Here is a 26,743-nt window from a genome sequence, read left to right as displayed (position 1 = left end):
TTACCCCTTATTTAACAACAAACGCACCCACGGTCGGTGCTTTTCGCGTTGTAAAATTTCATTTTTAAGACGAATTAAAGTCACTGTTCCTACAAAAGCAGCAAAGGCTAAAATATTAACCATAAGTGGCCAAAACATACTTGGGTCTATTGCTTTTGTGTCTAGTTTTGTAATGCTTGCGCCTTGGTGTAGCGTATTCCACCACTCAACTGAGTAATGAATAATAGGTAAATTAATTACGCCAACAATTGCTAAAATAGAAGCTGCACGCCCTGCTGACTTCTTATCTTCAAATGCATGATAAAGCGAAAGCACGCCAAGATATAAAAATAATAAAATAAGTTCAGACGTTAAACGCGCATCCCATACCCACCAAGCACCCCACATAGGTTTACCCCATGCAGCGCCAGTAATAAGCGCTATAGCTGTAATACAAGCACCAACAGGCGCTATAGCAATAACGGCAAGTTCGGCATTTCGTAGTTGCCATACAAGTGCAACAACAGCTGCAATAGCCATTGATGAGTAAGCCCCCATAGACAAAATGGCAGAAGGAACATGAATAAAGATGATACGGTAGCTGTCTTTTTGTTGGTAATCGGCAGGTGCAAAACCAAGCCCCCATACCCATCCAACAATCATACTAACTACAGTAACTACGGCAAAATAAGGCAGTAACGTATTGCATAACTGGTATGCACGCTCTGCTTTAGCATAGGGATGTAACCACTTCCACATTAACTTACACTCACTTTTAAAGCTGACGATATGGCAATTGGTGCGCTAATAATAGCAATAAGTAACATTGCACCAAGAATGGCAAGCTGCCCACTATAATCCAGCGACATGGTGCTGGTATCGATAGCCGACGTTGCAAAAATCAAAACAGGAATATACAAAGGCAGTACGAGTAAACTCATCAAAATACCCCCTTTTTGTAATCCCACAGTAAGCCCTGCGCCTATTGCGCCAATAAAGCTCAATAGTGGAGTGCCTAATAATAATGTTAAAACAGTCGCTGTTAACGCCGTACTTTCTAGGTTTAACAACAATGCAAATAGCGGCGTCATTAATACAAGCGGTAAACCTGTTACCACCCAGTGAGCAGCCACTTTAGCAAGTACGGTTAACGATAACGGGTAAGACGATGCAATTAACTGCTCCAATGAGCCATCATTAAAATCATCTCTAAACAGCTTATCCAAGCCCAACATGGTAGAGAGTAATGCGGCAACCCAAATAATTCCCGGTGCCATTCTCGCTAGTAAACCAGGCTCAGGCCCGATTGCTAACGGAAATAATGAAATTACAATTAAGAAGAACAAAATAGGATTTACAATTTCAGCGCGCTGGCGAAACGCAAGTTTTACATCTTTGGTAAATACCGCACTAAATAGCAACCAATAAGAATGTTGACGAGTCATTAGTGACGATACTCCAGTGTAACCGTTTGCAAGTTACTAAAATGGGTCGTTAAGTCTTGGTGAGTCGTTAACAAAATAGCTCCACCGTTTAGTAAGTGCTCGGTAAATCGCTGCTGTAAAAAGGCAACACCGCTTTTATCAAGCGCGGTAAATGGCTCATCAAGTACCCATAATTTAGCATCACTTAACCAAAGCCTGACCAAAGCTACACGTCTTTGTTGTCCAGCAGATAACATTCTAACCGGTACATCTTCAAGTCCAACAAGGCCAAGTTGCGCTAAAATGGGATACAAGTCAGGCTGGTTTATGTAGCCATTAATTTGTAACCAATGACGAACATTTTCAACTGCACTAAGCTGAGTATTTACACCTGTTTTGTGGCCTATAAAGAGTAGTTCTCTGGCATACTCTTCGTAATACTTAGATATAGGCTGTTCTTGAAATAAAACAGCTCCTTCATCAGGCACAGAAAAGCCTGCGATAATACGCAATAGCGATGTTTTACCAGCCCCATTAGGACCCGCTAATTGCATGATTTGACCGCTATTAAGGCTAAAATTAAGATCCGCAAACAAACAACGATCTTGCTTGATGCAGGTGACGGACTTAATGTGTAACAAGATGACGATTCTCTCTGCCAAAAATTAGGCGTTAGTCTACCATAATGATAGGGTAATACGAATATTGCTTTAAAATCGATTCACTTAAAATAGAGAAAACTTGATTTAAAATAATGAATACGCCAACGCAAATAACATTATCTAATTCATTGGTTATCAATCAATCGACAAACCCTCAAACCAATGAGTTATCGCAATTACCTAATGAGGTACTTGCGGCTAAAAACATTCAATTTTCGAAAGACTCGATTACGCTTGATGTATTTATTGATAAACATTGGCAAACATTAAGACTTGGCACTACAAGCGCACCTCAAAATTTACAAAAGATAGCCAGTGCTAACATACAACTTAGTCCCGATGGCAAACAGCTCAACATCACGCCAAACACTACAACCCTTACTTTAAATCAACCAGTACAATTACAGCGTTTATTAAATTATGTAAGCACGGGCACTGAGGTACAAAGCAAACCAATGGATTTACAGGTGGTTATGTCCCCTACCCCAAAATTAGTAATTGATAAACTTAACGCCAGTATTGCCATAAATAAAGACGTAGCGCAGTTACTTTTAACTGAGCAGCCTTCAAAAGTAGTTGTTAGTACGACTAACAAAGGCGCACAGCTTAATGTTATTAATCGCTTTGCAGATACAATTCATACGCAACCACTTAGCCAAACTAAACTTACTAAATTACTCGTGGCCTTATTACCTAGTGCGCAACTTCAAGCAACACCTAAACTAGCTATTTTGACTCATCCTCAAAAGTCAGGTTCGTTTACAACGCCTATTACTAATCAACAAGTTAGTGAGCTACCCAACACCCCCATTAAGGTAAATTTAATAAATCAGGCTGATAAATTACTTATTAAAACCGATACTAATAATATAAAAGTAACGCTTAATAACTCATTTTCTAAACCGTTTAACGAGTTACTTTTAGCTCAAAAAAGCAGTGTCCCTGAAATACATTTTTCTGCGTCCACTATTAAAGCAAGCCCACTGCTTACACCTGATAGCCCAATAAAGTCGTGGCTACAAAATAGCTTTAGTGATTTAAAAACGCGAATTAATGATGCAGTTAAATACTTTGAAAGTAAGCCCTTTGCAGCAGCAAATAAATCTGAGTTAATGCCGCCGTCTGGATCATCTGCGATACAAAGGCCGAGCTTAGTTATGCAATTAACAGTATCACCGTTAAATAGAGTTAACATTACCCAAAATGTAAGTACTGCGTTAAATAGTAATACGAGCAATACTTTACCAGAGCACTTTTCAAGACTTCCGCCACTTGTACAATTAACTCAGCAAATAAAAGGAAGTGTTAGTGTTTGGCAATCATCTACAAATATAACAACAGCTAACACGCCAACGCCAAATAATATTACTCAAAATGGAGTGGCGAGCGCTAAGCCAAGTAATTTAAACGCGAGTCAATTGAGTGCTCTGAATATTAGTACTAACAGTAAAGTTGATACGTTAATTAAGCCTACAAGTGAAATTGTTACTAAAGGGCAAATAACCTCTTCAGTGCAACCAGTAATAAACGGCAACAATCAAAACAGTGCAAACTCAGCCTCGATTAAAAACATGCTCCCATTAGCAGAGCCGTTATCTAATATTGCCTCTCGTAGTCAAATGCTACAACCAATAGAAGCAAAGCTATTAAGCACACTATTAAAGCTTCCTGATACCACAATCCCTACGGATAGAGTAGCTGGTAACAAACAGCTTTTAAGTAGTCAAATTACTGACATTACAAATAGAGCAACAAAAGAAACGCCCGATTTAACTCGCTTAATTAACCAAGCATTTAATCGCATGGTCTCAAGTAATAATATTAACCCTGCGACCATACGGCGTGAAGTATTAGCCACCTTACAACCATCTCAATTAACGGGTGATATACTACAAAGTAGCTTCACTAAAGGACTTGAACAAGTTGCAGTGAGTATTTTAGCAGCCCCTATAATTAGCCAATCAGTAACACCGATAAACTTTAATAACCAAACTGGCTTAGATGCACTTTTACAAGTACTCATACCTACTTTTAAAACAGGAAACGCGGGAGCAAAAATACTTGAGCAACTGCAGCAAGCTCAAGTTCAAGCATTGGCTAGCGAAATCGTACAAGTTAAAAACACACTTACCCAAGTAAGTGTTTCAACACCAAATCAACAACCAGACACAAACCCGCTTGCACAATTTTTATTACCAATGAAATTGCCGCCTGAGGCCGCCCAAACAGAAATAACATTGGGGCAGTATAAAAAGCCAAGCGCAGATAAATTAGAAGATAAAAATGTATGGTTTGTCAGGTTAAACTTTGATTATGCACAGATTGGGCAGTTACAGATTACCGCTGAGTTAATGGATAAAGCACTCGATTGCCAGCTATTAGCCTCAAGCCAAGAAGTAAGCGCAATTGCTCACCCTCACTTAGATAATTTAAGATCCAAACTAGCTAAGCATGGTTTACAGGTTGGAGAGCTCAACTTAAAGCGAGGCGATGCAAATAATCAGGCATTTTATAAATCTCATGCAATTATTAATATTAAGGTTTAGTAATGAGTGATACACCTATTAATAAGTCAGCCATTGGGCTTTTATACGAAGCTGGCAACACCCCCACTGTAAGCGTAAAAGGGTTTGGTGAGTTAGCTGACGAAATAATTGCAGCGGCAAAATTAAAAGGAATTATGATCCACGAAGATGCAGCGCTTGCTAAAACGTTGTCGCATTTAAGCTTAGGGGAAGAAATCCCTAAAGAGCTTTATTATGTAATTGCAGAGCTTATTGCGTTTTCGTATGTATTAAGAGGTCAATTTCCGCCAGGCTGGCAAGACTTTCAAGGTAAGTTAAATATTAAAGCGTGAGATTATTTACACGCTTATAACTAAAAAGGCGCTAAGCGCCTTTTTGTTTATGTAGTGAAAATAGTAATTCGGCTTCTGCTCGCGGTAATTCGCATTCGCGTATCACCTCATCGAGGTCCGCACCTAACTCAACCATTTTTACTGCACGGGAGTAAATTTTAGCATCAGGGTCATCGTATTTCTGCGCAGCTTGTTGTTGTATTAAATCTTGATTTTGTTGCTCAACCTCAAGCACTCGCTTACCAATACTTAAAAGCCCTGTTCTAAGCTCTGAAATTTCACTTCGCAAAATATGAGTTTGCTCTGAGCTATCTTTAAGCTGCTGTAATACAGCATTAATTTCATTCACTTGTTTGTTTTTTAATGCAATTATTAGCGCCAGCGATATAAGTCCTACCGCTAACGCTGATATAGCTATACTAAGTAACAGCATAATTTATTTGGTAAAGCTTATATATCGCTTAACTCATCCCATTCATCATCGCTGAGTAACTTGTTTAAATCGACTAAAATCAGTAGCTCATTATCACGATTACAAACGCCTTGAATAAACTTAGCACTTTCTTCAGTACCAACATTTGGTGCACTATCGATCTCAGAGCTGCGTAAATAAACGACTTCAGATACGCTGTCGGCTAAAATGCCGATAACTTGCTCTTCAGCTTCAATAATTAATATACGAGAATTATCGGTTGCATCAGCAGCTAACAAACCAAAACGTGCACGAGTATCAATAACAGTTACAACGTTACCGCGTAAGTTAATAATACCAATAACGTAAGAAGGTGCACCTGGTACAGGGGCTATCTCTGTATAACGAAGTATTTCTTGTACTTGCATTACATTTACGCCGTAGGTTTCTTCCTCTAGCTTAAACGTAACCCACTGTAAAATTTCATCATTATTATCTGCGTTTTTATTTGCTGACAGTAATTTATCTTGATTCATGCTATTACCCCGTAATGGTCATTACTACTGACGGCTATCTAAGCCTTTCTCTAATAATATATTTAAATTATCTACATCTATTAAAGCACACATTTTTTCTTTTATAACACCAGCAAGCCATGGGCGCTTACTTTTATTTGTACGCCATTTTACATCTTCTTTACTCAATGTAATGTTATTTATCAACTTTTCAGCTAATAAGCCCCACTGGCTATCACCTAAGGTAATTAAATACTGATAATCTAAAGACGCCTCTAATTTATCATCATACTTTTCTGGCATTACCCAACGAGCAGTATCAACAACATTAAGCTTTTCTTCTCTGTTGAGCATAACGCCTTTAAACCACTTTGGCTTACCAAATAAATGATTTACTTCACCTAATTGATGTATACCGCCTAATGCTTTTAATGGCACAGCCAATGTTAAACCAGCAACTTCAAAAAATAATGCCTGAAATTCACCATCAAAATAGTCAGATTGGCTAGTGGTTATAATCTGTGGTTCTGGTTCTTCTGTAGTCGTACTTATCGGCTCTATTACTTCATCGTCAATGACTTTATTAACTTTTGCGGCTTCAAATATCGGTTCAACTATTGGCTTAATTTCAGGATTAAGTAAGTCTTGATCAAATATTTTTTCTGCCGCTTTTATCTGTTCTTTTGGTTTTAAATGAATATGTTCTTGCTGCGAGTCGTGTGGCATTTGCTCAAGTAATTTTGCGACTGGCTCAAGGTTATCTACAGGCTCGTCTTCACATAACAAAGCCCCTAGGTATTGTTTCATTACTTTTTCATTAGCAAATAATTGCTTACTCATTCATTAACCTTGTTCAATTAAATATTCTAGCAGTGCTTTATATGCGTATACACCACGCGAACGAGGACAATACTCTACAGGCACTTTTTGCGCAAAGCTTGCATCTCTAAATTTAGTATCTACCGGTATCACACCTGGCCAGACTTTATCACCATACGTACTTTGAAGTGTTTTATATGCTTCTAACGATGCTTTAGTACGTTTATCATACATAGTAGGGATTATAGTATATTGATAATCTTTCGCTTGAGAGGTTTGCATTAATTCCATAGTGCGCATCATTCTATCAAGCCCTTTCAGTGCTAAAAATTCCGTTTGCACTGGCACTAAAATTCGCTCACTTGCTGCAAGCGCATTAACCATTAACACCCCTAAAACTGGGGGGCAATCTAAAATGGCATAATCGTAATGTTCACTGATTTTTGCAAGCGCTTTTTTTAGTATTAATCCCATACCTGTTTTATTACCCATGCTTCTATCAAGCGTGGCTATCGCCATTGTTGCGGGTAAAATATCTAGGTTTTCAAGTGTTGATGGGCATAAAGCTTGAAGTATCTCTTCACTTTGCATGCTCGTGCCACGCGCAAAAATATCATATACGCTGACTTCCAAATCTTCTGAGTCAATGCCAAAGTAATAAGTGAGTGATGCATGAGGATCTGTATCAATAAGCAACACACGCTTACCCTGCAAAGCTAAAATACCAGCAAGGCTCACTGCTGTTGTTGTTTTACCAACACCACCTTTTTGATTTGCGACAGTCCAAATCTTCACATTACATCCTAATTACTGTTCATTGCGCGTTGTTATGCGAATACCACCATGAGGCAAACGAATTATTTTTATTGTATCGTCATCTGAAGGAAGCTCAATTTCAGGCTCTTCCGCTACTGGCTTGACGGCTTGTTCATCACCTTTAATGTCTTGTATTGGTGGTAAACCATACTTAGAAAGTGCAATAACAACTTTACGATTTTCTGCTCGCCCTTGTTCTGTATCGTTACTTACAAAAGGTGAATATTGACCATAACCTTCTATCGCCATTCTGGCAGAATTAATACCTAATGCTTCCAGCTCTACTAAAATAGATGTTGCTCTAGCAACCGAGAGTTCCCAATTTGAGCGAAATATTTCATTGCGAATACTTTCATCATCAGTATAGCCACGCACCCTAATATAGTTATCTACTGGAGCAATAATATCTTTAACAATTTTGACGACTTGCTTTGCCCTAGAGTGTGCAACTGAGCTACCACTTGAAAATAACATACCTGAGCTTAGCTCTATAATCAGCCAATCTTGATTAAGCTCTAAACTGGCTTCTCCATCACGAATTTCATCAATAAGCGCTGACTGCAGCTTAGCAAGTAAGCTATCGAGTGGTTTTCCTAAATATTTTTGTTGTATGTTACTTGTATCACTTTGACCGTCGAGTAACTCTGGTCCTTGTTCTTCTTTTAAAATACTTTCACCATAAAGAACTTCTTGTTCAGGCGTCACTCTATCAGTCAATATTCCATTACCATTGACGCCCTCACCTTGCTGGGAGTGCTGGCGGGCAGATTTATCAAAAACGTGTTCAAGGGAGTCTGACAATATTTGAAATTGTTCTTCTTTGTTGATCGCTATCGCATATAGCACCACAAAAAAAGCAAACATAATGGTCATGTAATCGGCATACGATACAAGCCAACGCTCTGTATGTTGACTTTTAGGAGCAGAGTGACGCAGTCGTCGGCGTAGCATGTTATTCGTCCACTAAATTAGGACGCTCTACACGGTAGGCTTCAAGCTTTAATTCTATATTTACTGGGCTTTCGCCAACGCTTATTGCAATCACGCCTTCGGCAAGCATTTCATGGTAAAGCATTTTTTGCTCTACACGCTGTTTTAACTTATTTGCCATTGGTAAAAACAATAAATTAGCTAAACCAACACCATAAATAGTCGCGATAAATGCCGTTGCAACGCCTGCACCAAGCATTTGTGGATCGGTAATAAACGACATTGCCTGTATTAAACCAAGCACAGCACCTAAAATACCAATGGTAGGACTGTAGCCCCCCATCGCTTCATAAACACGTGCGGCTTCAAGCAAGCGATCGCGTTCTAGCAGTAAATCAATTTCAAGCGTGTCACGTAGTTTTTGCTCTGAGCAGCCATCTACAAGCAAGCTTAAACCTTTTGCTGCATATGCATCTGGGTGAGCTAGCGCTTCATTTTCAAGCGCTAAGTAACCTTCTTGACGTGCCTTATGAGACCATCGCTTAACTTGTTCTATTGCATCTTCAATATCATATTGTGGCGCAACAAAAACCCAAGAGCTCATATTTAGCATTTTTTTAAAGGTACTTGCTGATGTTTGCAACATAACAGCACCAAGCGTGCCGCCTAATACAATAATAAGGGCAGGACCATTAAATAAAGCAGAAACAACGCCGCCTTCTAAAGAGTAACCTAGACCTATTGCACCCAGTGCTACAAATAGTCCAAATATTGAGAGTTTATCCACAACCTACCTCTCTCTTTATACGTGCTGCAACATCGCTCAATGCTAAGCTTTCACTCGAAAGCCCCGCATTAGCAATGGCTTGAGGCATTCCATAAACAACACAGCTTTTCTCATCCTGTGCCCAAATAGTTGCCCCCGTTTGCTTTAACATTCTTGCACCGTCACGTCCATCAGCGCCCATGCCTGTTAAAACGATAGCAAGCACATCGCCTTGATACGTTTTTGCTGCACTGGCAAACGTTACATCTACACTCGGTTTATAACTTATTCTCTCGCTATGATCTTCAAACACGCGCAGTGTTCTATTTGCACCACGCCCTTCTACCATCATCTGCTGTCCGCCAGGCGCTAGATAAGCCGTTCCTGGTTGTAAGCGGTCACCTTGTTGCGCTTCTTTCACTTTTATTTGGCACAGGCCATTTAAACGTGCCGCAAATGCAGGTGTAAAAGCCGCAGGCATATGCTGAATAAGCAAAATAGGATGAGGAAAATTAGCAGGCAATTGAGTTAATATAGTTTGTAGTGCAACAGGGCCACCTGTAGAAGTGCCAATAGCCACAAGCTGGTATTGCTTTCCACTTGCTCGCATTGAGGCAACATTTGAACCTGACGGTATTGTAGGTGCTGCTCTTTGAAAGCTTCTATCGGGTTGTTTTATCGAAGGCGTTAGTGTGTTTGTTCTTTGCGAAAGTGAGCTTGTTATCGGTTTAGTTGATATTACTGGCTTAGGTGGTGTTGCAGCTTTAAACGTTCGCGGTAAACGTCTTCGCCCTATATCTTTCACTTTATTTTGTAAAAGCTTTATAGCGTCTTCATTATTGCGAGCGATGTCTTCAAATTTTTTCGGTAAAAAATCCATTGCTCCAGCATCTAGCGCATCAAACGTTGCTGTTGCGCCATCACGTGTTAGTGATGAAAACATTAAGATCGGGGTTGGATTACTCGCCATTATCTCTTTAACTGCGCTAATACCATCAAGCACAGGCATTTCGACATCCATAGTGATCATATCTGGACGTAGCTGAGCTGCTTTTTCAACAGCTTCTCTGCCATTCACAGCAAAGCCTATAACTTGTATGTCGCTATCTTGCTCAAGAATTTCGCTTACCCTGCGGCGAAAAAAGCTTGAATCATCAACAACTAAAACTTTAACGGCCATTTAGCTCTCTTATTAAATTTATGCGTAGGTATATATTAAATATATACCTACTTTATTATTAGCCTGCGTAATGTTTTAACATGTTTGGAACGTCTAAAATCAGTGCAATGCCACCATCTGAAGTAATTGTAGCACCTGCCATACCTGGTGTTCCTTGAAGTAACGCATCAAGCGGCTTAATTACAACTTCTTCTTGGCCAATTAATGAGTCAACAACAAAACCAATTTGCTGCGTACCAATTTGCACAATAACTACATGGCCTTTTGCTTTTCGCTGTGAGCGATCTGAGCCTTTAACTAACCAGTGCTCGAGGTAGAATAACGGTATTGCCTTCTTACGGACAATAATTGTTAATTGCCCATCAACCACATTTGTTTTCGTTAAATCTAAGTTGAATATTTCACTAACACCAGCAAGTGGTAACGCAAATGTTTGTGCGCCAACAATTACCATCAAGGTCGGTAATATGGCTAAGGTAAGTGGTACTTTTATCTCTAAAATAGTACCTACACCTAACTCAGATTGAATACTTACAGAGCCGTTTAATTGGGTGATTTTAGTTTTCACCACATCCATCCCAACACCACGACCTGAAATATCAGATATCTCTTCTTTTGTAGAAAAGCCAGGTGCAAAAATTAGGTTGTATGCTTCAGTGTCAGAAAGTCGACTCGCTTGATCGTGATCGAGCACGCCTTTACTAATTGCTATTTTTTTCAGTTTCTCAGCATCCATACCAGCGCCATCATCTTTAATGGTCAACAAAATATGGTCGCCTTCCTGAGACGCTGATAAAGTAACATTACCTGTTCTAGGCTTACCGGCAGCCTCACGAACAGCTGGCATTTCAATACCGTGGTCAACTGAGTTTCGAACTAAATGCACAAGCGGATCGGCTAGTGCTTCCACTAAGTTTTTATCTAAATCGGTTTCTTCACCTACAAGTTGTAAGTCAATGTCTTTGTTTAAGCTGCGTGCTAAATCGCGTACTACGCGAGGGAAACGACCAAATACCTTTTTAATTGGTTGCATTCGCGTTTGCATAACCGCGCCTTGAATATCAGCAGTCACTACATCTAAGTTAGAGATTGCTTTACCCATTGCTTCACTGTCTGAATTGGTCGCTAAACTAACCAAACGATTTCGCACAAGTACTAACTCACCAACCATATTCATAATTTGGTCAAGTCGTTTTGTATCTACGCGAACTGTCGTCTCTGCTGCTGGTGGCGCTGATTTTTTAGGCGTTGCTGGCGCTGCTTTAGCAACCGGTTTTTCTACCGGTTTAGAAGCGGGTGCTTTTACAGGTTCTGGTTTTTTTACAGGCACACTCGCTTTTGCAGCTGGTTTAGCTGGGATATTGGGCTGTTTCACAGCTGGAGTGCTTTCTATTGATTTAGGTGCAGTGCCTTTACCATGAAGTTCATCAAGAAGCGCTTCAAATTCATCATCACTAATTTCATCATCTGATGAATTAGCAGTATTTGACGCTGGTTTAGCTGGTTCTACAGGTGCTTTAACTACACTACTTTGCTCAGGTGCTTTACTCGCAACCTCACCAAAACTGCCAACTCCATGTAACTCGTCTAATAAGCTGTCAAATTCATCATCAGTAATATCACCATTAAAATCACTACTGCTTGCTACTGGCTTTTCAACTGCAGGACCTTGTCCTTTACCGTGTAGTTCATCAAGTAAGTTTTCAAATTCATCTTCAGTGATTTCGTTTATTTCAGCATCACTAACCGAAGGAGTTCCGCTAAACATTTCATCAAATGCAAATGGATCTTCCTCATCAGCTATTGGCGTATCAACTACTTCATCAAGAGGTTGTTCAACGTCAGTTTCTGAAGCGACTCCGTTAAGCTCGGCTTCTGTTGGAGGTAGGCCCAAAATGTGGAGGGTTTGAAGTAACTCAGGATCTGCTGGTTCTGGCTTATCCCTATTTTGGATAGTCGCGAACATTTCATTAATGGTGTCGAGCGCTTGTAAAATAACATCCATTAACTCTGAATTGACCGTTCGCACGCCTTGACGTAGTAAATCAAATACGTTTTCAGCGCCGTGGCAAGCATCAACAAGTTCTGTCATAGCTAAAAAGCCTGCACCACCTTTTACAGTGTGAAAGCCTCTAAATATGGCATTTAGTAACTCGGTATCTTCTGGATTATTTTCCAGTTCAACTAACTGTTCAGATAAAAGCTCTAGGATTTCTCCTGCCTCTACAAGAAAGTCTTGTAAAATATCTTCATCGACTTCAAACATGCAGTTACTCTCCTCTTAGAAGCCCAAACTTGATAAAAGATCATCGACTTCATCTTGATCAGACACAACATCATTACGCGATTCTTTATCAATAATAGGGCCTTCAGGACCTGCTAAAGTTTGTGTGGCAACTGGTTCTTTTGTTTTTTGTTGTTCTAGTTTATTCGCTGTGTTGTCACTGTCATCTTGTTCAGCAAACGCTGTTAAAAGATGAAGTAAGCTTTCTTCTACTTCTCTAACAAGTTCTATAACACGGCGAATAACTTGACCTGTTAAGTCTTGATAGTCTTGAGCCATTAGTACATTTGTCATTAAGCTTTGAAGCTCATCCGTTTTATGATGAGAGTTATTCATAAACTTATCGATACTATGGCAAAGTTGTTTAAACTCACCAAGCTCAATCTCCCGGCTCATTAAACGATCCCATGTCGGTTTGATATGAGATATTTCATCTGCAAGTTGCTGAGCTATAGGTAAACTAGCCTCAACAGCATCCATTGTTTTATTAGCCGCATTTTCTGTCATTTCTATAACATAATTAAGCCGCTTTTTAGCATCTGGAATCGCATCTGTCGTTATGTTAGTTAAGCGAGTATCAAGCTCAAAGCTTTTAAGTGCTTCGTGCAGTTGACGAGTCAACTTCCCAACTTCAGCAAATAATTTAGACTGCTCTTGCGAAGCTGTCTCTAAAATCAACTGATTAGCTTTATCTTGCTCATCGTTTTCTAAATAAATGACGAGTTGACGAGCTTGTTCTAACGTTATTTGAGGCGCAGCTGGTGCTGACATAAGCCTCTCCCCCATCATTAGCCTAAGCGTTCAAATACTTTTTCTAATTTAGTTTTTAATGTTCCAGCCGTAAATGGCTTAACAATATAACCATTAACGCCAGCTTGCGCTGCAGCAATTATTTGTTCTTTTTTAGCTTCTGCCGTTACCATCAATACAGGGATATGTTTCAACTTATCATCTGCACGAATTGCTCTTAAAAGGTCAATACCTTGCATTCCCGGCATATTCCAATCTGTAACCACAAAATCAAATACTTGATTTTGTAACATAGGCAAAGCTGTAGACCCGTCATCAGCTTCTTGAACATTAGTGAAACCTAAGTCACGTAATAGGTTTTTTATAATTCGTCTCATCGTTGAAAAATCATCAACTACAAGAATTTTCATGTTTTTATCCAAAACATCCCCCAGTGAGGTATTAACCTTAGTTTACTTACTACTAGTTTATCCAGTCATTGATTTTAGCTTTTAGCTTAATCATCGCCTGACCATGTATCTGACTTACACGCGATTCGCTTACATCGAGTATATGTCCTATTTCTTTTAAATTCATTTCATCGTTATAGTATAAAGAAAGTACCATTGCATCACGCTCTGGTAATGACTTTATTGCATTTAGCAAAGACTCATTAAACCGATCATTTTTAACATTATTAAAAGGTTTGTCTAGCGCTAAATCTTGGCCTACGGGAGTAATAACATCCTCATCTACACCAAGGTCTTCTATGCCTAATACTTTACTGGTATTAACATCATTTAAAATATGATGGTACTCATTGAGTGAAATTTCAAGTTTTTCAGCAACTTCTGTATCTGTTGGTTCGCGATTCAGACTGCTTTCGAGCCCAGTAATTGCTTCTGCAACTTGTCGGCTTTTACGGTGTACTGAACGAGGAGCCCAATCACCACGACGCATTTCATCAAGCATAGCCCCGCGAATACGAATACCGGCGAAGGTTTCAAAGCTTGCGCCTTTTGTTGCATCAAAGTTTTTTGAAGCTTCTATTAAACCTATCATTCCTGATTGAATTAAATCATCAAGCTGAACGCTAGGTGGTAATCGAGCAATTAGATGACATGCCACTTTTTTAACAAGTGATGCATGTTTCTCAACAATCACATTTAAGTTTTGTGTTGATTGATATCCCATAGCTCTATTCACCAATGTTGTCATAATTAGCCGTTTACTAGTTTCTCAATGAAAAACTCTAAATGCCCAGATGGTTGATTTGGTATTGGCCATTTAACTGCTTTTGTCGCCAGCGCTTTAAACGCGAGAGCGGCTGGCGAACTTGGAAAGAGCTCAACAATCACCTTTTGGCGACGTGTTGCTTTGCGCATATTTTCGTCATAAGGAACCGTTGCTACTAGCTCCATTGAAACATCTAAAAAGCGATCGGTAACTTTAGATAGTTTTGCAAACAATTCAGTGCCTTCACGCATACTGCGGACCATATTGGCAACAATTTTGAACTTATAAACACCGTGCTCGCGGCTTAATACTTTAATAAGTGCGTAAGCATCGGTTATTGATGTTGGTTCATCGCACACTACAACCATTACATCTTGTGCTGCTCGTGAGAAGCTTAGCACCATGTCTGAAATACCAGCGGCTGTATCTACAATTAAAATATCAAATTCGGTATTCAATTCGCTAAATGCACGAATTAGCCCGGCATGCTCAGATGGCGATAATTCAACCATACTTTGCGAGCCCGATGTAGCGGGTACAATTTTAATACCAGCAGGCCCTTCAACTAAAATCTCGTCAAGCTCACATTCACCTGACAAAACGTGTGATAAATTGCGCTCTACACGTAAACCAAGCATCACATCACAGTTTGCTAAACCTAAGTCAGCATCCAGCACTAATACTCTATTACCTTGTTGCCCTAGTGCAATAGCGGTATTTAGAGAAACATTTGTTTTCCCCACCCCACCTTTACCACCGGTTACAGCGATAACTTTTACGCCGTTGTTATTGTTTTGACTCATTTTGCGCAGGCCGCTTGCTTGATCTAATACTGTGTTAATCATACATCCCTACTGTACTTGGCGCCACTGCTTGGTGCCTTGAATGTTGTGCTTTTGTTCTTTTTAAATATAACTGCTCAGCCTTTTTCACTAGTTTTTCAGCATTTGCAACACGAATATCTTCTGGCACTCGTTGACCGTTAGTAAGATACCCTATTGGAAGGCGATTTTGAATCGCAATACTAATAATCTCACCCAAACTTAATGATTCATCTAACTTAGTGAAAATACAACCACTTAACTGTACTTTTTTAAAGTGACGTACTGTTTCTTGTAATACATTAATTTGTGCCGTCGCGCTTAGTACTAAGTAACTGCGAATATCCACACGTTGGTTACGCATTAACGTGTTTAACTGCTCAGTTAAACGTAAATCTCGCTGACTCATACCTGCTGTATCAATTAATACTAGACGTTTATTTCGTAAATGATATAAAACTTCAGCTAATTCATTAGCATCTTTAACTTGCTTTACACCACAACCAATAATACGGCCGTAAGTAGCAAGCTGTTCATAAGCACCAATTCTGTATGTATCAGTGGTTATTAAGGCCACTTTATCAGCGCCATATTTTTGTGCGCCTAAAGCTGCAAGCTTAGCAACTGTTGTTGTTTTACCAACACCTGTTGGACCCACTAACGCATATACACCACCTTGGCGAAGTATTTCATTATTGGTTGTTTGCATTTGATCTTCGACCATCGTTAACAACGCTTTCCAGCCTTGCTTACGAGATACATCATCAGGTACAAAACATGCCATTTGTTGCGCTACTTCTTTATCAATACCCATACCGACTAAGCGGTCAACCATGCAAGCGCGTGTTGGATCGCGACGCGCCATATCTTGCTGCATTAAGCCTGATACTTGATGCTCAAGTAATTGACGAATTGCGTTCATTTCTTCACGCATTGTTGTCATTTCTTCGCTTTCATTATTGGGTGTTTGTTGGCGAGCCGTTACTGGACTATCTAAATCATCAAAGTCGCTGTCTAAATCATCAAAACCTAAGCTATCCGCTTGAGTTTGTGGACGAACTGGCGCTGCATTTTCAGGAGCAAACATATTTTTAGTACGCTGTTCCATAACTGGTTCTTGATAGTTATCGGTAGTATCAATACCTGATTGTGAAAACATTGATGCAAGTTCAGGGGAGCGAGGACGCGGTGATTGGCGCTCTAATAAAGCTTGTAGGCTGTCAGCCACTTTTGCCTGCGGCTCTGGTTTGGCACGCTGAGGCTCTGGTTTTACAAAATTATGCATACTTTGCTGTGGTGCTTGAGCACGCGGCTCTGCAGTACGTTGTGGTTGCGCTGCTACTTTAGGGGCTGCTTTGTCATAATCAACTGCCGCTACAATTTCTACACCGTTAGCCAGCTTCTTATTTGACATAATAACCGCATCAACACCTAACTCATCTTTAACTTCTTTAAGTGCTGTGCGCATATCTTTAGCAAAAAAACGTTTAATTTTCATGATTCAACCCCTGTTAAAATCTTATTGTTGGCCTACAGAGCTAACAATCTTGATCTGTCTTTCGTCTGGTACCTCTTGATAAGACATCACTCTCAATCCTGGAATGGTGTACTTAACAAAACGAGATAACACAGTGCGTAACATTCCTGACGTTAGCAATATAGAAGGTTCACCGGCCATTTCTTGATTTTGATGCGCTTGTGTCAATGACACTTGAAGTCGCTCTGCAAGTCCAGGCTCAATACCGGCACCTTCATCGCCTGCATTTTGTAATGACTGATGCAACATCTGTTCCAACTCAGGTGCCAAGGTTATGACAGGGATTTCTGATGACATACCAACCGCATCTTGAACAATTAACCTACGCAGAGAAATACGCACTGCAGCCGTTAATACATCAGGGTCTTGGCTACGCGGACCATACTCAACAAGGGTTTGAACAATTGAGCGCATATCGCGAATAGCTACACCTTCATTCAATAAATTTTGCAGTACTTTTACAATTGCAGTTAATGGCAACACATCAGGTACTAGTCCTTCTACTAAGCGAGGATGGCTTTTAGCAAGCATATCAAGCAGGTTTTGAACTTCTTCATGCCCTAGTAGCAACGCCGCACTGTTAGTTAATAACTGGCTAATATGAGTGGCGACTACCGTGGCTGAATCTACAACGGTATAACCTAGTGATTGCGCTTCATCTTTTTGATCAGGCTTGATCCATACTGCATCAAGGCCAAACGCAGGATCTTTAGTTTCAACCCCTTTAATTGGGCCAAATACTTGCCCTGGGTTAATTGCTAGCTCGTCGCCATGTTTAAGTTCGCTTTCACCGGTTGAAACACCCATTAGCGTTATTCTGTAAGCATTTGGATCAAGCTCTAAGTTATCGCGAATATGAACAGGTGGTACTAAAAAACCAAGTTCTTGAGAAAGCTTTTTACGTACACCTTTAATACGATTAAGTAACTCACCACCTTGAGATTGATCTACCAATGGAATTAATCTGTAACCTACTTCTAAGCCAATTACATCAACTTGTTGAACGTCATCCCAGCCAAGTTCTTTTTGCTCTTGTTTATTGGCAATACCTGTTGCAGCGCTTCCGCCACTGGCGGCTTCTTCGGCTTCTGCTGCAGCGGCTTTTAACTTAGTTTGCTGTGTGTAGTAAGCTAAATAACCCAGTAACGCACCTAAGCTTAAAAAAGCAAAATGCGGCATACCAGGCACTAACCCCATGATGATCAAAATACCTGAAGCAATAAAGAGTGATTTTTCGTTACCTAGTTGTTTCTTAAATTGGTCACCCATATTGAGCGACTCATTTTGACGTGTTACAACAATCGCGGTACCAATTGAAAGCAGTAAAGAAGGGAGTTGAGCAACTAAGCCATCACCAATGGTAAGTAATGTATATACTTCCATTGCGTTGCCAAAACTCAAATTATGTTGAATCATACCGACAAATAAACCACCAACAATATTGATGATTAATATAACAATACCTGCAATGGCATCGCCTTTTACAAATTTACTCGCACCATCCATTGAGCCGTAAAAATCAGCTTCGCGAGTTACTTCCTCGCGGCGGTCACGCGCTTGCTCAGCACTGATAAAACCAGCGTTTAAATCGGCGTCAATTGCCATTTGTTTACCCGGCATTGCATCAAGGGTGAAACGTGCAGATACCTCAGATATACGCCCAGCACCTTTAGTAATTACCACAAAGTTAATAATAATAAGGATTAAAAATACGACCAAACCAACTGCGTAGTTACCACCAATAACAACTGAGCCAAACGCTTCAATTACTTTACCGGCAGAATCACCACCATTATGACCTTCAAGTAATACAACTCGAGTGCTGGCAACGTTAAGCGCTAAGCGCATAATCGTAGCGATTAGTAATACAGAGGGGAATATACCAAACTCAACCGGCTTCATCGTGTAAACAGTCACGAGTAAAACCACTAATGCGAGGGCAATATTAAACGAGAAAAGAATATCGAGTAAAAATGGCGGTAACGGTAAGATCACCATTCCCAAGGCTGCAAGCACAAGCAAAGGAGTACCTACCCCTTTGGCATAGTCTTTTTTGTCTCTGTTAAGTTGTTGTAATACCGCTTTAAAACTCATAATTCTACAATTTCAAAAAATTGACACTACGTAGAATTTGCAATAACTATTCCAAGTTACTAAGTTAACGGTTTAATACTTGTAGGCATCGGGGATTGGGAGCTTGTTATTGAGCTTAGTTGGACGTTTACCCCGCCCTTTATTAAAGCGCTTAAGCTGAAATACATACGCTAAAACTTGCGCTACTGCAGTAAATAGCTGATCGGGTATTTGTTCTCCTACTTCAGCCGTATGATAAAGCGCTCGGGTCAACATAGGGGATTCTAAAATAGGTACTTCATTCCCTATTGCTACTTTTCTAATTTGCATCGCCATTTCATCAATACCCTTAGCAAGCACTATTGGCGCTCCTGCGCGCTCTGTATCGTATTTCAATGCTACAGAGTAGTGAGTTGGGTTGGTAACAATAACATCAGCGTCAGGGACATCTTGCATCATACGATTTTGCGACATTTGCCTTTGGGTTTGCCTAATACGTGCTTTTATTTGTGGATCACCTTCAGAGTTTTTATACTCATCTTTAATCTCTTGCATGGTCATTTTAAGTTGTTTGTTATGGTTATAACTTTGAAATGGCGCATCAATAGCGGCAATAATAATTAAAGTGCACGAAAGACCTAAAAACATCCAGCCTAAAATCTCTAAGGCATGAATAATATTACCCGGTGCGCTTTCTAAACTTAAATGCAGTATTTCATCAAAATAGGTATTAATTAAAAATATAGCAAAACTTGCAACCAAACCAAATTTTAAAAGTGACTTTACAAGCTCAATAGCCGCTTGCGGGCCAAACATACGTTTAAAGCCTTTCATTGGCGACATTTTACTTGCTTTAGGTGCAGCAGCTTCCCAGCTAAAGTTAAAACCACCTAGTAACGTATTACCAATAAATGCAGCCAAAACGATAATTAATACAAACATAGCCATAGGAAACATTAACGCGTCTGCAACCTCTCCCCATACGGCAAACATTTTAGTGGTATCAAAGGCTTCGTTGCGATTTAAGCTAAGGGTTCGGCCCATTACATTGTATAAACCTTTGCCAATTTCTGGCCCATACATCAAAAGCGATATAGCCGAAAAAATAAGTACAAACATGGTACCTAGCTCTTTTGAGCGCGCTATTTGGCCTTTCTTTTTAGATTCTTCAAGTTTTTTGGATGTGGGTTCTTCTGTTTTTTCTTGTCCTGAGTCTTCAGACATGACTTTCTCCTAAGGTGAGCAACCAACTAAAGTACACATTAGCTCAACCATTTTTAACCATTGAAACTCAAACTGAGTAACAAAGTTACCTAGTGTCGCCCAAATAATAATAAGTCCCGCTACCAAGGTAAACGGAAAACCAATAGAGAAAATATTTAATTGCGGTGCTGCACGCGTCATAATACCAAACGACATATTAATAACGAGCATCGCGGTAAGCGGTGCAAGTGAGAGTACCAGTGCTGTAGTAAACATCCAGCCGCCCCAAGTCACTATGTCCCAGTAATGATCTACAGACCACCATGTACCATCAATGGGTAGCACTTGAAAGCTATGCACCACCATTTGAATCATCATTAAATGACCGTTAAAAGCAAAAAATAATAGGGTGGCCAAAATAAGAAAAAACTGGCCCACAGCAGGCACACTCGCACCATTAGAAGGGTCAATAACCGAAGCAAAACCTAAACCGGTTTGCATCGCGAGTATTTGCCCTGCTAACACAAAAGTATTTAATAAAAGTATAGATGCAAAACCAATAGCAACACCAATCAGCATTTGTTGAATAACGACTAAAATCATCTCAAATGAAAATAAATTAGTGAATGTAGCTGGGGGCAAAACAGGAACTACAACAAAAGTTACAACAACCGATAAACCCATTTTTATACGTGTAGGAACATTTTTAGCCCCCAAACCAGCCATAATCATAATCATTGAGCTAATGCGTACCAGCGGCAACAAAAAATCGCTCAACCATTGAATAACGACAGCAAAGGGGTATTCCACGTTTAACCTGCAATTTCAGGAATAAGTAATACTAGGCGAGTAAAAAAGTCCATTAGTTCTTGAGTAAGCCAATGCCCACCCACAATAAGCGCACTAATGGTAATTAATAAACGAGGTAAAAAGCTCAATGTTTGTTCATTGATAGACGTTGCGGCCTGAAACACAGCTACAACTAAACCAATAATTAAGCCTGGGACTACAATTGCAGACACCAGCTTAATAACTAAAAAAAGAGCGTCACTTAGGATATCAACAAAAATTTCCGGTTCCATGTTGTACTCCTATTGTTGGGTCATGTTAATGCTTTGCATACTAAGTCCCTAAACCAAAGCTTTTGGCTAGAGTCCCCATCACTAAGCTCCAGCCGTCTACAAGTACAAATAACATAATTTTAAACGGTAAGGACACAATCATGGGTGAAAGCATCATCATACCCATCGCCATTAATACCGAGGCGACCACTAAATCAACAATTAAAAATGGGATAAAAAACATAAACCCTATTATAAATGCGGTTTGCAATTCGCTGGTTACAAAGGCGGGTATAAGCACTATTAACGGTGTGTCTTGTGGCGAATCTAGCTGATCATAACCGGCAATTTTAGCAAACGTTTCTAAATCTTTTAAACGCACTTGAGAAAGCATAAAGGCTTTCATTGGCTCTTTAGCAAGCTCTAATGCCTGTACTGAAGTAACCTGCTCATTTAAGTAAGGTTCTATAGCTCGCTCGTTTACCTGCTGATAAATAGGCGACATTATAAAAATACTTAGAAAAAGCGACATCCCTAATAATACTTGGTTTGACGGTGTTTGCTGTAAGCCAATTGCTTGGCGCAAAATGGCGAGTACAACAATTATTCGTGTAAAGGAGGTCATCATAATTATGGCAGCCGGTATAAAACTCAGCGCCGTCATAATTGCTAAAACTTGTAACGTTACTGAGTAATCCTGTGTGCCATCAGCGTTTGTTGTAATAGTAAGCGCATCAATTCCTTCTGCGCTTACACTTGGTACAAACACCATGGCAAAAATAATAAGCAGCCACTTTGTCATAGGTTTAATTCTTTTTATTTTGGTTTGATTGCGGGTTTAAAAGTTTACCAAATCGTTTAGCGAGTTCAGGTAGTTCTTTTTCACTTAATGGGGTTTCTAACTTGTGTAAGTAATTAATACTGTGAGGAGTTACACCAAGTAAATGCTGAGCATTATCTATCTCAACAACCATTAAACGCTCGCGAGAACCCAAAGGTAGACTTCTGACTACTTTAAATTCATCGCTGTTTGCTAAATTTGGATTAAGCTTTTTAACAAAAAATGCCAGCACAATAATTAGTACTAGCACCATTACAAGCGACAGCACCATAGAGAGTATATCTCCAGTGGGTGTTGCCACATCTGCTTTTGAAAAAACGGAACTCGTTAAAGCAACTAATAAGCTCATCGTAGTTTTTTGATCCGCTCTACTTGGCTTATCACGTCAGTTAAGCGAATACCAAACTTGTCGTTTACTACAACTACTTCACCATGGGCTATCAAAGTACCATTAACTAACACGTCTAGCGGCTCGCCCGCAACACGGTCAAGCTCAACAACAGAGCCTTGGTTAAGTTGCAATAAGTTACGAATATTAATTTTAGAGCGTCCTACTTCCATTGAAATAGTAACGGGGATATCTAAAATAGTGTCGAGTTTTCGTTTTTCATCGCCACTCATTTCGTGTTTTGAATCACTTAACTCATCAAGCTCTGCAACATGTGCTTCGCTACTATCATCTGGAGCTTCGGCTTCTGCTAATGCTGCTGCCCATTCATCCATTGTGTCTTGATCATCGCTCATACTTTTAACCTTTTAATCAATTACCAGTCTAAGTCTACACCGTCAGAGAGGTGTAAATCATCTTCTAGTTCTGCTAATTCTGCATCTGAGTCAATTTTCTTGCCGCCTTTGGTAAATACATGCAGCTCAGATTTAACTGAATCAGGTCGTTTAATTTTTTCACTAATTTGAAGCGCAACATTATCGCGAGAGCGACCCATTTTGGCTCTAAATGTAGGTAGTTCTTCAACAAATACGGTTATATGCTCAGGCATTTCAACCGGAATAATATCACCGGCTTTGAGTTCCATAATTTGTTTTAAGGTTAAATCAACTTCAAGTAACTGAGTTGATATTTCAACCTCTACATCCATTATTTCATCGCGAAGCGCTTTGCTCCAACGTAAATCAGTATCTTCAGTATCAGACTGAACACCCGCATCTAACAGCTCTCGAATTGGCTCAAGCATTGAATACGGAAGTGCAATATGAAAATCGCCACCGCCACCATCGAGCTCAATATGAAAAGAACTAATAACCACAACCTCAGTTGGGCTTACAATATTAGCCATAGCTGGGTTTACTTCAGAATCGAGATATTCAAACGATACATCCATAACCGGTGCCCAAGCTTCTTTATAATCTTCAAAGATTATTTTAAGGAGCATTTGTACAATTCGGCGCTCTGTTGGCGTAAATTCTCGGCCTTCGATTTTTGCATGATAACGCCCGTCACCACCAAAAAAGTTATCTACCAAAATAAACACAAGTCGTGCTTCCATGGTAATCAGGCCAGTGCCTTTTAAAGGTCTAAAACGGACCATATTTAAGCTGGTTGGAACAAATAGAGTATGAATATACTCGCCAAACTTAATCATTTGCACGCCGTTAATAGACACCTCTGCAGTGCGGCGCATCATGTTAAATAGGCTAATTCGCATATGACGAGCAAAGCGTTCATTAACAATTTCCAGCGTCGGCATACGACCACGCACGATCCGATCTTGCGAAGAAAAATCGTACTGAAGCGTACTTCCCCCGCCATCTTCACCGTCGTGTATATCTTCCTCTTCAACGTCATCAACACCGTGTAATAGCGCATCAATTTCGTCTTGGGATAATAAATCGCTCACGCTAACCCCTTATTGCATCACAAAGCCGGTAAACAATACCCGCTCAATTACTTTGCTGCCTTCAACATCCATTAAGGCTTTTTGTACCTTTTCAAGTGCAGAAAAACGAAGTGTTTCTTTACCAGAGCTCGTACTTAACTCATCAGCAGTTGTAGTAGAAAACACGCTTAGTAGCGTCCCTTCTATTAGTGGAATGTGTTTTTTGGCTGTTTCTTCATTTACTTCGCCACGTACTAGTAACTGTACTTTAATTTGCACAATTCTGTCGCGACTTGAACCGGGTACGTTAAATACAAATGGGCGTGGCATTGACACATATAAAGCACTGCCTATTTCAGCTGAATCACCAACTGCAGCAGAAGGTGCATCTGCTGACATCGCAGTCTCTTCATCTAAGGTTTCAACTGGCGCATCCGAACCCGACATAAAAAAGTAACCTGCAGCACCGCCTACAATAAGTAGTACAGCTACTATGATTATTATTAGTTTCTTTTTACTTTTACCGGTTTCTTCAATTTCTAAACTTGTTTCTTCAGCCATCATGATTCCTTTAATCGCAAAGGTACTTGCTTGTTTTAGTTATTATAATAGCAGCACTTAGGCATAGTAATCTATTGATGATGAAGTTTGTTGTCGAGAACTTTGTGCAGTGTTATTTGCTTGCTCGTCGTTTTCATCATTAACTGACTTATTATTAGCCATATTACCTTGGGGTCCACTCTCACTTTGCTCGGCAGTTTCACCACCTGATTGCCCATAAGAAATAGTGCTTTCACCAAGCTCTAACCCTTGTTGCGCTAACATTTCACGTAAGCGCGGCATTGATTGTTCAAGTGCTTCTTTGGCTTGCTGGTTTTGTACTACAAAGTTTATATGTGCTTGTTCTGCATCGCTACGAATACGTATTTGCATACTGCCCATTTCGGGAGGATCTAGGCGAATTTCTGCTTCTTTGTTATTAATGCTCAGCATTGAGCTAACGCGCTCTTGCAGTAATTTAGCTGCATCACTTTTAACAATATTAATTGCCTGCATTACACCAGGATCAATACTTACTTGCTTAACTTGCGATGTACTTTGTAATTGTTGAGTTTGTATTATTTGGGTATCAAGTAAGCTCTGCTCGTAACTTAATGAGTCGTATTGGCTTAATATGCTCGTTTGCTGAGTATTTAAAGCAGCTGTAATTTGCGTAAATACTTGTGCCACGCGTACAGGAGTTTGTTCTGCAGTTATTTTTTTAAGGCCATCTTTTTGTAATTCTTCAAGTGATTTTAATAAATCATCACCCTTAGTTGAGGTTGTTACGGCTTTATTTAAATCAGCCCCTTCGTTTGTCGATGTCTTTAAGCTTAACTTTTGTGGATTATATACTGTATTAGGAGTCTCTGACGCTACAAGCGTTTTTGAGTCGGTCTTAGCGGTATCGGCAAGTCCTATTTCAATTGAAGCTTTTAATTCATTAACTGTTTGCTTAAGCACTTCCAATTGCTCGCCTTTAGGCTGCTCTGCTTTAATATAAGCGTTTAATTGCGTTAATAAGCTTTGTTTTTCAGTTGTATTAAGTGAATTTATTTCTGCGCTAAAAGAGTGTTTTGTTGCCGTGCTTTGTGCTTTTTCGTTATCAGTAATAAATTGCGCAAGCATTTTCTTGAGATTTGAAGTGCTACTAGTTGCGTTACTGGTTGAATCAGTATTTTCTAATACCTTAACTTGCGCGTTAAGTTGTGAGCGCTGCTCAGGCGTTAAACTAGCAATAACATCATTAGCTTTAATTAAGCTCGCATCTTTAGTCATTAACGTATCTATTGCTGCATTATTATCAGCTTCAGTTGCGGCTGAAGAAGACTGAGTAACGCCCGCTTTGTCGGTGAGTGTTGGCAAAACTATATTATTTTTATCAGCAGACTTATTTTGTCCTAGCTGCTCTTTAAAACTCATTGATGCAACTTCAGGTTTTTCTAATATAGGGCCAATGCTGTCATCGGGCTTTTTATTTATAGAATTTAATGGCCCTTCAATAGCTTCAGCAACACCACTTTTACGATGCTTGCCTTCATTTAATGGTAACGAATTCAAAGATGGTGAGCTAAAGTTATCGCTTTTTGAATCAGTTAATTTAGCCGTTTTAGAGTCTATATTAGTGGCAATTGGATTTTGCACTACACTGGCTGTATTCGCTTCTTTAGCCGATACTTCATCACTTGTATTAGTGGATGCAATTATTGGTGTGCTTTGTAATTCTGTATTCTCTATTTCTGTATTCTCTATTTCTGTGTTTTCTATTTCGGTATTCTCTGCTTGTGTAGCTTCTAGCTCTGCATTTTCTGATTCTGAACTGTTAGTTGCATCGAACGGCTTATTGACCGAAGTGCTCATTGCTTGTGCTGAATTAATTTGATCAAGCATCTCAACAGACACAAAAGTAACTTCGTCTGTTGTTATTTCATCTAGCTTTATGCTCAGATTTTCATTTTCTTCTGGCTGTTTATGCTTAGGTATGGCAATCGAATTTTCGGCATCGGGATTTTTATTGCCTTTAAGCAATGGCACCATAGAGTTATGCGCTTCGTTTAGCTGACTTAAAAATTCATCGCCTAAATTTTCTTCGCCATTAGCTAAGCTATTGTCTTTAAAAGCTAACAGTGAATCTTTTTCAGAAGAAACTAAAAACGAAATGTTATTCATCGCCATAAATCACCTAATACCATTACGGCAATATGCCACCGCATACCGCCAAAA

28 protein-coding genes are annotated in these 26,743 nt (G+C 39.7%); 2 read left to right on the top strand and 26 right to left on the bottom strand.

From position 1 onward, the window contains the following. Genes QL995_RS04880 through ccmA form a run of 3 tightly spaced genes read right to left on the bottom strand, consistent with a single transcriptional unit; the run spans position 1 to position 2,044 of the window. Entirely contained in the window at positions 1–738 is a 738-nt protein-coding gene (locus tag QL995_RS04880; RefSeq protein WP_007585844.1) for a heme ABC transporter permease, read from the bottom strand. Then, a complete protein-coding gene (ccmB, locus tag QL995_RS04875) occupies positions 738–1,424 on the bottom strand; it encodes a heme exporter protein CcmB (RefSeq protein WP_002959286.1) in 687 nt (228 codons plus the stop codon). Before ccmB ends, QL995_RS04880 begins: the two co-directional genes overlap by 1 nt. Continuing rightward, positions 1,424–2,044 (bottom strand): cytochrome c biogenesis heme-transporting ATPase CcmA, encoded by a 621-nt coding sequence (gene ccmA / locus QL995_RS04870; protein ID WP_096058052.1) that lies wholly within the window; start codon positions 2,042–2,044, stop codon positions 1,424–1,426. Before ccmA ends, ccmB begins: the two co-directional genes overlap by 1 nt. A gap of 113 nt (positions 2,045–2,157) precedes the next feature. On the opposite strand from ccmA, the gene QL995_RS04865 reads away from it, so the two are divergent. Continuing rightward, positions 2,158–4,611, top strand: a complete 2,454-nt coding sequence (locus QL995_RS04865) for a flagellar hook-length control protein FliK (RefSeq protein WP_290293354.1) — start codon at positions 2,158–2,160, stop codon at positions 4,609–4,611. Positions 4,612–4,613: 2 nt separating this feature from the next. Then, the gene (locus QL995_RS04860) at positions 4,614–4,922 is read left to right on the top strand and encodes an EscU/YscU/HrcU family type III secretion system export apparatus switch protein (protein ID WP_024589934.1); all 309 of its coding nucleotides are present in this window, start codon (positions 4,614–4,616) and stop codon (positions 4,920–4,922) included. 31 nt (positions 4,923–4,953) lie between these two features. Here QL995_RS04860 and QL995_RS04855 read toward each other — a convergent pair whose 3' ends face one another. The 23 genes from QL995_RS04855 to QL995_RS04745 form a co-directional block, all read right to left on the bottom strand. Continuing rightward, positions 4,954–5,355, bottom strand: coding sequence for a DUF2802 domain-containing protein (locus QL995_RS04855; protein WP_007585829.1), 402 nt, complete (start codon positions 5,353–5,355; stop codon positions 4,954–4,956). A 17-nt stretch (positions 5,356–5,372) separates the two neighbouring features. Then, entirely contained in the window at positions 5,373–5,870 is a 498-nt protein-coding gene (locus QL995_RS04850; RefSeq protein ID WP_002959294.1) for a chemotaxis protein CheW, read from the bottom strand. 24 nt (positions 5,871–5,894) lie between these two features. Continuing rightward, complete coding sequence (locus QL995_RS04845; protein WP_290293348.1) at positions 5,895–6,689, bottom strand: chemotaxis protein CheW; 795 nt, start codon at positions 6,687–6,689, stop codon at positions 5,895–5,897. A 3-nt stretch (positions 6,690–6,692) separates the two neighbouring features. Beyond that, entirely contained in the window at positions 6,693–7,463 is a 771-nt protein-coding gene (locus tag QL995_RS04840; protein WP_007585827.1) for a ParA family protein, read from the bottom strand. A 12-nt stretch (positions 7,464–7,475) separates the two neighbouring features. Then, positions 7,476–8,435, bottom strand: a complete 960-nt coding sequence (locus QL995_RS04835) for a flagellar motor protein MotB (RefSeq protein ID WP_007585826.1) — start codon at positions 8,433–8,435, stop codon at positions 7,476–7,478. 1 nt (position 8,436) lies between these two features. Next, on the bottom strand, positions 8,437–9,201 hold the full coding sequence (locus tag QL995_RS04830) for a flagellar motor protein (protein WP_007585825.1): 765 nt from the start codon (positions 9,199–9,201) through the stop codon (positions 8,437–8,439). Continuing rightward, entirely contained in the window at positions 9,194–10,360 is a 1,167-nt protein-coding gene (locus QL995_RS04825; RefSeq protein ID WP_290293341.1) for a chemotaxis response regulator protein-glutamate methylesterase, read from the bottom strand. The genes QL995_RS04830 and QL995_RS04825 overlap by 8 nt, the downstream gene beginning before the upstream one ends. 58 nt (positions 10,361–10,418) lie before the next feature. Then, positions 10,419–12,626, bottom strand: a complete 2,208-nt coding sequence (locus QL995_RS04820) for a chemotaxis protein CheA (RefSeq protein ID WP_165721591.1) — start codon at positions 12,624–12,626, stop codon at positions 10,419–10,421. A gap of 15 nt (positions 12,627–12,641) precedes the next feature. Beyond that, the gene (locus QL995_RS04815) at positions 12,642–13,415 is read right to left on the bottom strand and encodes a protein phosphatase CheZ (RefSeq protein WP_290293338.1); all 774 of its coding nucleotides are present in this window, start codon (positions 13,413–13,415) and stop codon (positions 12,642–12,644) included. A 17-nt stretch (positions 13,416–13,432) separates the two neighbouring features. Continuing rightward, positions 13,433–13,816, bottom strand: coding sequence for a chemotaxis response regulator CheY (gene cheY, locus QL995_RS04810; RefSeq protein WP_008132609.1), 384 nt, complete (start codon positions 13,814–13,816; stop codon positions 13,433–13,435). Between the two features lie 40 nt (positions 13,817–13,856). Then, positions 13,857–14,567 carry an RNA polymerase sigma factor FliA gene (locus QL995_RS04805; RefSeq protein WP_007585810.1) on the bottom strand — a complete coding sequence of 237 codons (711 nt, stop codon included), beginning with the start codon at positions 14,565–14,567 and terminating at the stop codon, positions 13,857–13,859. A gap of 26 nt (positions 14,568–14,593) precedes the next feature. Further along, the gene (locus QL995_RS04800; RefSeq protein WP_007585809.1) at positions 14,594–15,454 is read right to left on the bottom strand and encodes a MinD/ParA family protein; all 861 of its coding nucleotides are present in this window, start codon (positions 15,452–15,454) and stop codon (positions 14,594–14,596) included. Next, a complete protein-coding gene (gene flhF, locus QL995_RS04795; protein ID WP_007585808.1) occupies positions 15,447–16,928 on the bottom strand; it encodes a flagellar biosynthesis protein FlhF in 1,482 nt (493 codons plus the stop codon). The genes QL995_RS04800 and flhF overlap by 8 nt, the downstream gene beginning before the upstream one ends. A 21-nt stretch (positions 16,929–16,949) precedes the next feature. After that, positions 16,950–19,061 (bottom strand): flagellar biosynthesis protein FlhA, encoded by a 2,112-nt coding sequence (flhA, locus tag QL995_RS04790; RefSeq protein WP_010553901.1) that lies wholly within the window; start codon positions 19,059–19,061, stop codon positions 16,950–16,952. A gap of 72 nt (positions 19,062–19,133) precedes the next feature. Next, entirely contained in the window at positions 19,134–20,264 is a 1,131-nt protein-coding gene (gene flhB / locus QL995_RS04785) for a flagellar biosynthesis protein FlhB (RefSeq protein WP_007585806.1), read from the bottom strand. A gap of 9 nt (positions 20,265–20,273) precedes the next feature. Beyond that, positions 20,274–21,053 (bottom strand): flagellar biosynthetic protein FliR, encoded by a 780-nt coding sequence (gene fliR, locus QL995_RS04780; protein ID WP_007585805.1) that lies wholly within the window; start codon positions 21,051–21,053, stop codon positions 20,274–20,276. 2 nt (positions 21,054–21,055) lie between these two features. Next, a complete protein-coding gene (fliQ, locus tag QL995_RS04775) occupies positions 21,056–21,325 on the bottom strand; it encodes a flagellar biosynthesis protein FliQ (protein WP_002959325.1) in 270 nt (89 codons plus the stop codon). 40 nt (positions 21,326–21,365) lie between these two features. Next, positions 21,366–22,106 (bottom strand): flagellar type III secretion system pore protein FliP, encoded by a 741-nt coding sequence (gene fliP / locus QL995_RS04770; RefSeq protein WP_007585804.1) that lies wholly within the window; start codon positions 22,104–22,106, stop codon positions 21,366–21,368. A 4-nt stretch (positions 22,107–22,110) separates the two neighbouring features. Continuing rightward, positions 22,111–22,494 (bottom strand): flagellar biosynthetic protein FliO, encoded by a 384-nt coding sequence (fliO, locus tag QL995_RS04765; protein ID WP_007377952.1) that lies wholly within the window; start codon positions 22,492–22,494, stop codon positions 22,111–22,113. Then, positions 22,491–22,889 (bottom strand): flagellar motor switch protein FliN, encoded by a 399-nt coding sequence (gene fliN, locus QL995_RS04760; protein ID WP_007585803.1) that lies wholly within the window; start codon positions 22,887–22,889, stop codon positions 22,491–22,493. Before fliN ends, fliO begins: the two co-directional genes overlap by 4 nt. A 20-nt stretch (positions 22,890–22,909) precedes the next feature. Next, positions 22,910–24,001, bottom strand: coding sequence for a flagellar motor switch protein FliM (fliM, locus tag QL995_RS04755; RefSeq protein ID WP_024608166.1), 1,092 nt, complete (start codon positions 23,999–24,001; stop codon positions 22,910–22,912). 9 nt (positions 24,002–24,010) lie between these two features. After that, a complete protein-coding gene (fliL, locus tag QL995_RS04750; protein ID WP_007585800.1) occupies positions 24,011–24,541 on the bottom strand; it encodes a flagellar basal body-associated protein FliL in 531 nt (176 codons plus the stop codon). Positions 24,542–24,598: 57 nt separating this feature from the next. Next, complete coding sequence (locus tag QL995_RS04745; RefSeq protein WP_290293321.1) at positions 24,599–26,695, bottom strand: flagellar hook-length control protein FliK; 2,097 nt, start codon at positions 26,693–26,695, stop codon at positions 24,599–24,601. Positions 26,696–26,743: the final 48 nt, after the last annotated feature.

The sequence above is a fragment of the Pseudoalteromonas sp. APC 3358 genome (genome assembly GCF_030408075.1).
In the GTDB taxonomy this organism is placed as follows: Bacteria; Pseudomonadota; Gammaproteobacteria; order Enterobacterales; family Alteromonadaceae; genus Pseudoalteromonas; species Pseudoalteromonas arctica.
Note: the sequence above shows the minus strand (reverse complement) of the source record. Positions and strands in the feature narration are given on the sequence as shown.

Excerpts from the sequence above, each read along its gene's own strand:
- QL995_RS04820 (WP_165721591.1), bottom strand. The coding sequence starts at position 12,626 with ATGTTTGAAGTCGATGAAGATATTTTACAAGACTTTCTTGTAGAGGCA.
- QL995_RS04880 (WP_007585844.1), bottom strand. The coding sequence starts at position 738 with ATGTGGAAGTGGTTACATCCCTATGCTAAAGCAGAGCGTGCATACCAG.
- QL995_RS04835 (WP_007585826.1), bottom strand. The coding sequence starts at position 8,435 with ATGCTACGCCGACGACTGCGTCACTCTGCTCCTAAAAGTCAACATACA.
- QL995_RS04800 (WP_007585809.1), bottom strand. The coding sequence starts at position 15,454 with ATGATTAACACAGTATTAGATCAAGCAAGCGGCCTGCGCAAAATGAGT.
- QL995_RS04860 (WP_024589934.1), top strand. The coding sequence starts at position 4,614 with ATGAGTGATACACCTATTAATAAGTCAGCCATTGGGCTTTTATACGAA.
- fliQ (WP_002959325.1), bottom strand. The coding sequence starts at position 21,325 with ATGGAACCGGAAATTTTTGTTGATATCCTAAGTGACGCTCTTTTTTTA.
- QL995_RS04805 (WP_007585810.1), bottom strand. The coding sequence starts at position 14,567 with ATGGGATATCAATCAACACAAAACTTAAATGTGATTGTTGAGAAACAT.
- flhA (WP_010553901.1), bottom strand. The coding sequence starts at position 19,061 with ATGAGTTTTAAAGCGGTATTACAACAACTTAACAGAGACAAAAAAGAC.
- QL995_RS04845 (WP_290293348.1), bottom strand. The coding sequence starts at position 6,689 with ATGAGTAAGCAATTATTTGCTAATGAAAAAGTAATGAAACAATACCTA.
- QL995_RS04865 (WP_290293354.1), top strand. The coding sequence starts at position 2,158 with ATGAATACGCCAACGCAAATAACATTATCTAATTCATTGGTTATCAAT.
- fliN (WP_007585803.1), bottom strand. The coding sequence starts at position 22,889 with ATGAGCGATGATCAAGACACAATGGATGAATGGGCAGCAGCATTAGCA.
- QL995_RS04815 (WP_290293338.1), bottom strand. The coding sequence starts at position 13,415 with ATGTCAGCACCAGCTGCGCCTCAAATAACGTTAGAACAAGCTCGTCAA.
- QL995_RS04850 (WP_002959294.1), bottom strand. The coding sequence starts at position 5,870 with ATGAATCAAGATAAATTACTGTCAGCAAATAAAAACGCAGATAATAAT.
- QL995_RS04855 (WP_007585829.1), bottom strand. The coding sequence starts at position 5,355 with ATGCTGTTACTTAGTATAGCTATATCAGCGTTAGCGGTAGGACTTATA.
- fliL (WP_007585800.1), bottom strand. The coding sequence starts at position 24,541 with ATGGCTGAAGAAACAAGTTTAGAAATTGAAGAAACCGGTAAAAGTAAA.
- QL995_RS04825 (WP_290293341.1), bottom strand. The coding sequence starts at position 10,360 with ATGGCCGTTAAAGTTTTAGTTGTTGATGATTCAAGCTTTTTTCGCCGC.
- flhF (WP_007585808.1), bottom strand. The coding sequence starts at position 16,928 with ATGAAAATTAAACGTTTTTTTGCTAAAGATATGCGCACAGCACTTAAA.
- QL995_RS04745 (WP_290293321.1), bottom strand. The coding sequence starts at position 26,695 with ATGGCGATGAATAACATTTCGTTTTTAGTTTCTTCTGAAAAAGATTCA.
- fliP (WP_007585804.1), bottom strand. The coding sequence starts at position 22,106 with ATGACAAAGTGGCTGCTTATTATTTTTGCCATGGTGTTTGTACCAAGT.
- fliO (WP_007377952.1), bottom strand. The coding sequence starts at position 22,494 with ATGAGCTTATTAGTTGCTTTAACGAGTTCCGTTTTTTCAAAAGCAGAT.
- flhB (WP_007585806.1), bottom strand. The coding sequence starts at position 20,264 with ATGTCTGAAGACTCAGGACAAGAAAAAACAGAAGAACCCACATCCAAA.
- ccmB (WP_002959286.1), bottom strand. The coding sequence starts at position 1,424 with ATGACTCGTCAACATTCTTATTGGTTGCTATTTAGTGCGGTATTTACC.